Source organism: Geodermatophilus sp. SYSU D00758, from assembly GCF_054049955.1.
This window is the reverse complement of the sequence record NZ_JBJGYK010000049.1, coordinates 23,700-31,618: the sequence shown is the minus strand read 5'-3', so window position 1 is coordinate 31,618 and position 7,919 is coordinate 23,700. Positions and strand designations below refer to the sequence as shown.

Genomic DNA, 7,919 nt, shown 5'->3' with positions numbered 1-7,919 from the left:
GCCCCGCCCCCCCCCTTGCGGGGGGGCCCCGGAGTCGGGGCGCGGCCCCCCCCCCGGGCGGCGCCCCCCCTCGCCGTCTCTCCGTGCCCGGGTGCCGCCGGTGGCCGGGTGCTGCCGTGGCGGCCGCCTGTCCCGGGACTCGTCTCTCACCCGACTCCCGGCGATCATGGAGGACGAGCAGCTGGACACCCCTGCACCGGCGTGTCCCCGTGCCGGATGCCCGAGATCACCGCGAACGGCCCGGGGTCGTGGTGGGAGCCCGGAGGGCGACGGTGCCCTCGGCAGCGGACGGGCTCGCTGCTCAGCAGCGGACGGGCTCGGTGCTCGCCGCCGGGCTGGTCTCCGGAGCGGCCGCAGCGGCCTCGGGCCCGGGCTCGGCGACGGGCGGGGGCGCCACGGTGACGGGGACGACGCCGGCGTAGCCGGGCCCCAGCACCAGCTGCACGGCGCTGCCGGCGGGCACCCCCTCCTGCAGCGTCGCCCCGGGGACGGCGGCCGCCACGGTGCGGGCCTGCTCGGCCGCCTCGGGCGCGTACCGCACCAGGGTCCCGGCCACCGCGCCCGGCTCGTTGCCGACCGCGCCGACCACGAACCCCTGGGTGCGCAGCTGCTCGGCCGCGGTGGCGGCCAGCCCGCCGGTGGCGGTGGCGTTGAGGACGTCGACGGTGACCTGCCCCGGCGGGACGGTGGGCGCCCCCGGCGCGGGCTCGGGGGCCGGCGCCGCGGTCCCGGGGGCCGGCTCGGCGGCCGGTGCCGGCGCGGCGGCGTCCGCGGGCGGGGCGGCGAGCTCGGCGGGCAGCCGGCCGCTGTCGATGACGGTCTCGAACAGGGTCCGGGTGGCTCCGCCGTCGAGCACCACCACGGGCTGCTCCTCGCCGGCCGGCACGTGGTCCACCCGCGACACCGGGAGCTCGGTGCGCTGGACGGCGTCCCCGCCCAGGTCGCCGAGGGTGTCGCCGAGGGTCCGCAGGTCGCCGAGGTTGGTGTCCTGGTCGACGGTGAGGGCGTCCGAGGCGCGGACGGAGAAGCGGGTGAGCGCGACGGGGTCGCGCAGCGTGTCCACCGACACGGCGGCGTCCAGGGTGGCGGTCAGCAGGATCTGGGTGCGCTGGGCGACGGCGGCCCCCGTGGCGTCCACGGCGTCGCCGGGCCGCAGGTAGCCGGCCGCCTGCTCGCCGGTCAGCTCGGACGTGCCCGCGGGCAGCGGGGAGGCCGCGACCCCGTCCGCCCCCGACGGGGTGGGCAGGCAGAGGGAGATGCCGCCGAGCGCGTCGACCAGACCCGGGACCCGGGCCAGGTCGACGCCGAGGTAGTGGTCGACCCGCAACCCGGAGAGCTGCTGCACCACGCGCACCAGGCAGGCCGGACCACCGTCGAGCAGCGCGGTCGCGACGGCCTCCGTCGCCGGTTCGCGCAGGTCGCCGTCCTCCTGGACGCAGGCGGGGGTGTCGACCAGCGCGGCCGGGGGCAGGCTGACCAGCACGGCGGAGTCCTGGTCGGCGGGGACGTGCGCGATCAGGGCCGTCACCGCGGCGGGGCCCGCCGCGCCGGGGAGGCCCGTACCGACGACCAGGTAGGTCTGCGCGCCTGCCTGCAGCTGCGGGGCGAGCACCTCCGGCCCGGCGGGGGCCAGCGCGGCCACCCGGCGCATGCCCTGGTCGACGTAGAAGTAGAGGCCGAGGTGGTACGTCACGACCACGCCGACGAGGACGAGCAGCGCGGAGGCGGCGCGGACCAGGTGCCGCCGGGCCGGGCTCCGGGACGCGCGGCGAGCGGCGCGGCGCTCGCGCGGCCCGGGCGGGGTCAGCCGGGTGGCCCCGGAGGGCGGGAGGTCGCGCCCCGGGATGGGCGGCAGCGGAGCCACCGGCCGGGAGGGCCGGTGGCCGGGCTGCTCGGCGCCCAACGGAGGGAACAGCGGCACGGACGCGCGGGCGGACGGGGGCACCGCCGGCAACCCGGCGCGCGCGGGGACGGCGTCGGCGGGTCGCTCCGGGCCGCCGGTCGGCGCCGCACCGGGGACGGGGGGCAGCCCCCGCGACACGACCCCGCTGTCGGTGGGCGGCGGCGCCGGGGGTCCGGACGGCGGCTGCGCTGGGTGCGGGCCGGAGGCGGGTCCGGCCGCACCGGGAACGGGGGGCAGGCCGCGCCGGTGCGCGGGCGGCTGCTCGCCCGGCGCCAGGGGGATGGGCACCTCGCCGGTGCGCGCGGCCCGGCGGCGGCCCACCTCACCACCCTGGCGGGCGACCAGCTGCTCGACGGTGACGGAATCGCGGGCGGGGCTGCCGCCACGCGGTGGCTGCGCCGCCGGGCGGCGACGGGCGCGGGTGGCACCGATCAGGCGGCTGCGCCCCTCGTCCCGCGTCCGCTCGTGCCCCACCGGCGTCGTCTTCCCATCCTCGTGACCCGCACCGTTGCCGGCACGACCGCACCACCCGTTGCGCCGCGTGATCGTGGCTGTACCCAACGATACGGCCGACATGTCGCTTCGCGGGAGTGGACGCGCGAGCGGCGGGCGCGCGGGCGGAGGTCTGCGTAGCGTTCGCGGGGTGAGACTCCCCTCGGTGCCCGGCCCGTCCGACGTCCTCTCCGCGGTGGGCGGGCTGCGGGACGGGGTCGGTGAGGCGCTGGCGCTGGTGCCCCGCATCGCGGCGCTCGTCGGCCGGCTGGAGGACCTCGCCGACCGGGTGACGGCTGCTATGGACCACCTCGACCGCATCGCCACGCGTGCCGACGGCCTGGTCGAGCGGGTGGACGAGACCCGGCAGCGCGCTGACGCGGAGATCCTCGGGGTCGAGGCCACCCGCCGCCGCGCGGACGCCGAGATCCTCGGGGTCGAGGCCACGCGGCAGCGCGCCGACGACGCGGTCGCCGCCGTGGCGAGCACCCAGCAGCGGGCCGACGCCGCCGTCGCCGCCGTGGCGAGCACCCAGCAGCGGGCCGACGCCGCCGTCGCCGCCGTGGCCGGCACCCAGCAGCGGGCCGACGCCGCCGTCGCCGCCGTGGCCGGCACCCAGGAACGGGCCGACGCCGCCGTCGCCGCCGTGGCGAGCACCCAGGAACGGGCCGACGCCGCCGTCGCCGCCGTGGCCGGCACCCAGGAACGGGCCGACGCCGCCGTCGCCGCCGTGGCCGGCACCCAGGAACGGGCCGACGCCGCCGTCGCCGCCGTGGCCGGCACCCAGCAGCGGGCCGACGCCGCCGTCGCCGCCGTGGCGAGCACCCAGGAACGGGCCGACGCCGCCGTCGCCGCCGTGGCCGGCACCCAGCAGCGGGCCGACGCCGCCGTCGCCGCCGTGGCGAGCACCCAGCAGCGGGCCGACGCGGCGGTGGCCGCAACCGGGGCGACCCTCGCCCGCGCGGACGACGCCACCGGCACCGCCGAGGGGCTGCTGGGGCGGGTCACCCCGCTGGTCGACACCTACGAGGAGCCGCTGCTGGCGCTGTCCCCCACGGTGCGCCGCCTGGTGGCGTCGGTCTCGCCGGAGGAGGCCGAGGCGCTGGTCACGCTGGTCGACCGGCTGCCGCAGCTGGTCACCCACCTCGACGAGGACGTCCTGCCGATCCTGCAGTCGATGGGCAACGTCGGCGCCGACATCCACGACCTGCTCGACACCATGGAGGACGTCCGGCACGTGATCAAGGGGTTCCCGGGGTCGCGGCTGTTCCGCCGGCGGGGCGCCGAGGAGATCGCCGAGGCCGAGGAACGGGCGAGCGGGAACGGTCAGGAGCCCGTGAGCCCCTGACCGTCCTCGCGTCAGGTCTCGGTCGGGTAGCCGAGCGCCCGGACGACGTCGCCCACGCGCTCGTACCGCTCCCCCTCGGGCAGCCGGCGCAGCTCGTCCACGACGGCGTCGGGGGCGCGGTGGTCGAGGGCGGCCTCGACCAGGTCCGGGCCGGTGCTCGGGAAGTCCGCCCGGTCCAGCCAGCGAGCCAGCTCGGCCCGGACGACGACGGCGTCGGCGTCCATGCCCACGGGCGTGCCGCCGACCATTGTCCCGGCCGGGTCGGCATCGATGTCGGGATCCCCCTCGGCGACCGGCTCGACCTCGCGCCACTCCTCGGCGCGGGTCGCCCGTTCGGCCTTCAGCATCCCCTGGACCTCGTGCTCCAGTTCCTCGTCCAGCCGCGGGTTGTGCTTCGTGCTGCGCGCGGACGTGCCGGCGAACTGGTCCCCGGTCTCGCTCACGGTCGTCCTCCTCCTCGTCGGGGTGTCACTTCTCGTGGAGGGCGCCGGGCTTGTGCACCGCCTTCTTGCCCGACTTCTCGCTCTCCACCTCGTACTGCGGCTCGTCCTTGCTGGCCCGCACGGTGCGACCGGCCGCCTCGGTGTCCTCGGTGATCGTGCGGGTGACGGTGCCCTCGACCGTCTCGCCGTGGCTCTTCCAGGTGACGTCATCGCCCTTGTGCAGGTCGTCGGCCATCGCTCGCGCTCCGTTCGCTCGTGGTTCCCCTGCCCGTGCCCGCAGCGACCGGGAGGCACACATCACCCCCGCCGGGCGCAGGGTCACCCGTTCGGGCAGTGGCGGATCCGCCGCGGTCACGTAGCGTGGAGGGCGACGGGGACGTCATCGACATCGTCGCTGCTGAGCGGCGGTGGAGTGACTACTCACGGTGATGTCGCCCCGTCCTCGATCGCCGGCCCGGTCGACTCCATTCCCCCGGGGTCGGCCGGGTCGGCCCGTTCTAGGCTGACTGGCCGTGACCGCCCCCGACGCCACCCGTCCGGTCGACGTGCTGACCGTCGCCTCGGTCGCCGACGTGACCCCGACGGTCCGCCGGGTGGTCCTCTCCGGCACGGCGGAGGCCGTGGCCGCGGCCGGCCCCACGGTGAACCTGCTCGTCCCCGAGGTCGGCGACCCCGCGCCGCGGTGGCCGGCGGTCGCGCGGGACGGGCGGATCGTCTGGCCGCAGGGACGCCACGGGGTCAGCCTGCGCAGCTACACCGCCCGCCGGCAGGACCCGCCCCGCGGCGAGGTGGAGATCGACTTCGTCCTGCACGGGGACGGCCCGGCCGCCACCTGGGCCGCGGCCGCGGCCCCGGGAGCGCCCCTGGCCGTCGCGGGCGCGGGCCCGCTCGGCGACCGGCCGGCCGGCTGGCTGCTCCTGGCCGGTGACGAGACCGCGCTGCCGGCGATCGGCCGGATCCTGGCCGCGGCGCCCGAGGGGACCCGCGGCCTCGCGCTCGTGGAGGTGGCCGACGCCGACGAGGAGCAGGCGCTGACCCGCCCGGCCGGCGTGGACGTCCGCTGGCTGCACCGAGGCGACACCCCGCCCGGGGAGGGGACGCTCCTCGTCGACGCCGTCGCCGCGCTCGAACGGCCCGAGGGCGAGGACCTGTTCGCGTGGGTGGCGGCGGAGTCGGCGACCGTCCGGGCCGTCCGCGCCGACCTGCGCGGCCGGTGGGGCCTGGGCCGCGCCCAGCACCACGCCATCGGGTACTGGCGTCGCGGCCGTGCCATGGCGCCCGCCGGCTGAGGCCGCACGCCCCGCCGGCGCCGCCTGCCCCGCCCACCGCACGGCACGGCGCACAGGGGGCTCACAGGTACCGTCCAGGGCGGGCCCAGTCCCCCGGCGCACCCTCGGGGCATGACGACGGCAACGCGCACGACGGGAGGTGCTGTGACCGGCACCGGCAGGAGCTCCGTCCCGGAGGCCCGCCTCCTCGTGGTGGACGACGAGCCGAACATCCGCGAGCTGCTCTCCGCCAGCCTCCGCTACGCCGGGTTCGAGGTGGCCACCGCGGCCGACGGCCAGCAGGCGCTGTCGATGGCGGCGTCCTTCCGGCCCGACCTCCTCGTGCTCGACGTGATGATGCCCGGGCTCGACGGCTTCGGCGTCGTCCGCCGGCTGCGCGAGACCGGCCGCCACACGCCCGTCCTCTTCCTCACCGCGCGCGACGCCGCCGAGGACAAGGTCTCCGGCCTCACCCTCGGCGGGGACGACTACGTCACCAAGCCCTTCAGCCTCGACGAGGTGCTGGCCCGCATCCGGGCGGTGCTGCGGCGCACCGGCGGCCAGCAGCGCGCCGACGCCTCCCCGAAGCTCACCTTCGCCGACATCGAGCTCGACGAGGAGAGCCACGAGGTGGTCAAGGCCGGCGAGGTCATCAGCCTGTCGCCGACCGAGTTCAAGCTGCTGCGCTACCTGATGGCCAACGCCGGGCGCGTGCTGTCGAAGGCGCAGATCCTGGACCACGTCTGGAACTACGACTTCAACGGCGAGGCCAACGTGGTCGAGTCCTACATCTCCTACCTGCGGCGCAAGGTCGACACCACCGAGCCCCGGCTCCTGCACACGATCAGGGGCGTCGGCTACACCCTGCGGCTGCCGCGGGGCGCGTGACGAGCCGGCCGCCACCGGGCACCGGCGCGGTGCCCGCCCGGTCCGACGGGCGGGCACCGCGCTTCCCGTTGCGCGTCACGCTCGTGGCGCTGCTCATGGGCCTGGTGGTCATCGCGCTCACGGCCACGGGGATCGCCGCCACCTCGCTGCTCAAGCGGTACGTCGTCGACCAGCAGGACCAGCAGCTCGAGGCCACGCTGGCCCGCTACCAGGGCGAGCGGTGGTTCGGGGAGGCCTGCGACCAGGGCCCCCCGTGGCCCCGCGGCGGTGGCCCGCAGTACAGCACCTTCTACGTCGCCTGCCTGACCTCGGACGGCGGGACCTCGGTCCTCTCCCTCCCCCTCGAGGCGGAGGGGCTGCGGTTCAGCGGGCAGGACGCCGCGCTCGTGCGGGCCGGCATCGGGCGCCCCGTCACCGTGCGGTCGGACGACGGCCGGCTCTGGCGGCTGCTCAGCGAGGACGTCGGCGACGGGGACACCGCGGTCGTGGCCAGTGACTTCGAGTCCGACGACCAGGTCATCGGCCGCCTGGTGGCCATCGAGGTCGTCGTCGGGCTGATCGTGCTCGCCGTCCTCGCCACCGCCGGCTACGTGCTCGTGCGCAACAGCCTCCGGCCGCTGGCCGAGGTGGAACGCACCGCACGGGCCATCGCCGCCGGGGACCTCTCCCAGCGGGTGCCCGTCGGGGACGAACGCACCGAGGTCGGCCGGCTGTCGCTGGCCCTCAACGGCATGCTCGGGCGCATCGAGGCCTCGTTCCGGGCCCAGCAGGCCTCCGAGGAGCAGGCCCGCTCGTCGGAGGCGCGGATGCGCCGGTTCGTCGCGGACGCCAGCCACGAGCTGCGCACCCCGCTCACCTCGATCCGCGGGTTCGCCGAGCTCTACCGGCAGGGTGCGGTGGGCAGCCCCGAGGAGACCCGCCGGCTCATGGCCCGCATCGAGTCGGAGGGCGCCCGCATGGGCGTGCTCGTCGAGGACCTCCTGCAGCTGGCCCGGCTGGACCAGCAGCGGCCCCTGTCGATCGCACCGGTCGACCTCGCGGAGGTGGCGGGGGACGCCGTCCACGACGCCCGGGCCATCCAGCCCGAGCGGCCGGTCGCCCTGCACCTCGACGGGGACCTCTCCGAGCTGCCCGTCGTCCTCGGGGACGAGGCGCGGCTGCGGCAGGTCGTCGGCAACCTGGTCACCAACGCGCTCGTGCACACCCCGCCCACCGCCGCGCTCACCGTCACGATCACCGACGAGCCGGGCGACGACGACGGCGGGGTCGGGGCCGACGACGAGGGCGGCGGGTTCGTCGTCCTCCGGGTCGCCGACGAGGGCCCCGGGATGGCTCCCGAGCACGCCGCCCGGGTGTTCGAGCGGTTCTACCGCGCCGACCCGTCGCGCGCCCGCGGCCAGGGCGGCACCGGCCTGGGCCTGGCGATCGTCTCCGCGCTGGTCGCCGCGCACGGCGGCACGGTGGACCTGCGGACGGCGCCGGGTGCCGGCGCGGTCTTCACGGTGCGGCTGCCGCGCTCGGGCCCGCCGGCGCCGGCGGCGCCGCCGTCCCCCGGCCCGGGGCCGCAGGGCTGAGCT

General features: G+C 77.6%; 7 protein-coding genes. 4 read left to right on the top strand and 3 right to left on the bottom strand.

Translation table 11 applies throughout. From position 1 onward, the window contains the following. Positions 1-301: 301 nt before the first annotated feature. Positions 302-1,864, bottom strand: a complete 1,563-nt coding sequence (locus ACI8AC_RS22370; RefSeq protein ID WP_456900052.1) for an LCP family protein — start codon at positions 1,862-1,864, stop codon at positions 302-304. Between the two features lie 682 nt (positions 1,865-2,546). Between ACI8AC_RS22370 and ACI8AC_RS22365 the strand changes: the two genes are divergently transcribed. Beyond that, a complete protein-coding gene (locus tag ACI8AC_RS22365; protein ID WP_456900051.1) occupies positions 2,547-3,743 on the top strand; it encodes a hypothetical protein in 1,197 nt (398 codons plus the stop codon). 11 nt (positions 3,744-3,754) lie between these two features. On the opposite strand, the gene ACI8AC_RS22360 is transcribed toward ACI8AC_RS22365, so the two are convergent. Together ACI8AC_RS22360 and ACI8AC_RS22355 are read right to left on the bottom strand one after the other, a co-directional pair. Continuing rightward, complete coding sequence (locus ACI8AC_RS22360; protein WP_456900050.1) at positions 3,755-4,186, bottom strand: DUF2795 domain-containing protein; 432 nt, start codon at positions 4,184-4,186, stop codon at positions 3,755-3,757. A gap of 25 nt (positions 4,187-4,211) precedes the next feature. Further along, on the bottom strand, positions 4,212-4,421 hold the full coding sequence (locus tag ACI8AC_RS22355) for a DUF2945 domain-containing protein (RefSeq protein ID WP_456900049.1): 210 nt from the start codon (positions 4,419-4,421) through the stop codon (positions 4,212-4,214). A gap of 277 nt (positions 4,422-4,698) precedes the next feature. Here ACI8AC_RS22355 and ACI8AC_RS22350 point away from each other — a divergent pair, with 277 nt between their 5' ends. The 3 genes from ACI8AC_RS22350 to ACI8AC_RS22340 all read left to right on the top strand — a co-directional run bounded on the left by ACI8AC_RS22350 (position 4,699) and on the right by ACI8AC_RS22340 (position 7,916). After that, positions 4,699-5,475, top strand: a complete 777-nt coding sequence (locus ACI8AC_RS22350) for a siderophore-interacting protein (RefSeq protein WP_456900048.1) — start codon at positions 4,699-4,701, stop codon at positions 5,473-5,475. 111 nt (positions 5,476-5,586) lie between these two features. Beyond that, positions 5,587-6,342, top strand: coding sequence for a response regulator transcription factor (locus tag ACI8AC_RS22345; RefSeq protein ID WP_456900047.1), 756 nt, complete (start codon positions 5,587-5,589; stop codon positions 6,340-6,342). Beyond that, entirely contained in the window at positions 6,339-7,916 is a 1,578-nt protein-coding gene (locus ACI8AC_RS22340) for a sensor histidine kinase (protein ID WP_456900046.1), read from the top strand. Before ACI8AC_RS22345 ends, ACI8AC_RS22340 begins: the two co-directional genes overlap by 4 nt. The last annotated feature ends 3 nt before the right edge of the window (positions 7,917-7,919 follow it).

Coding starts and splice junctions, on each gene's coding strand:
- ACI8AC_RS22345 (WP_456900047.1), top strand. CDS start 5,587: ATGACGACGGCAACGCGCACGACGGGAGGTGCTGTGACCGGCACCGGC.
- ACI8AC_RS22355 (WP_456900049.1), bottom strand. CDS start 4,421: ATGGCCGACGACCTGCACAAGGGCGATGACGTCACCTGGAAGAGCCAC.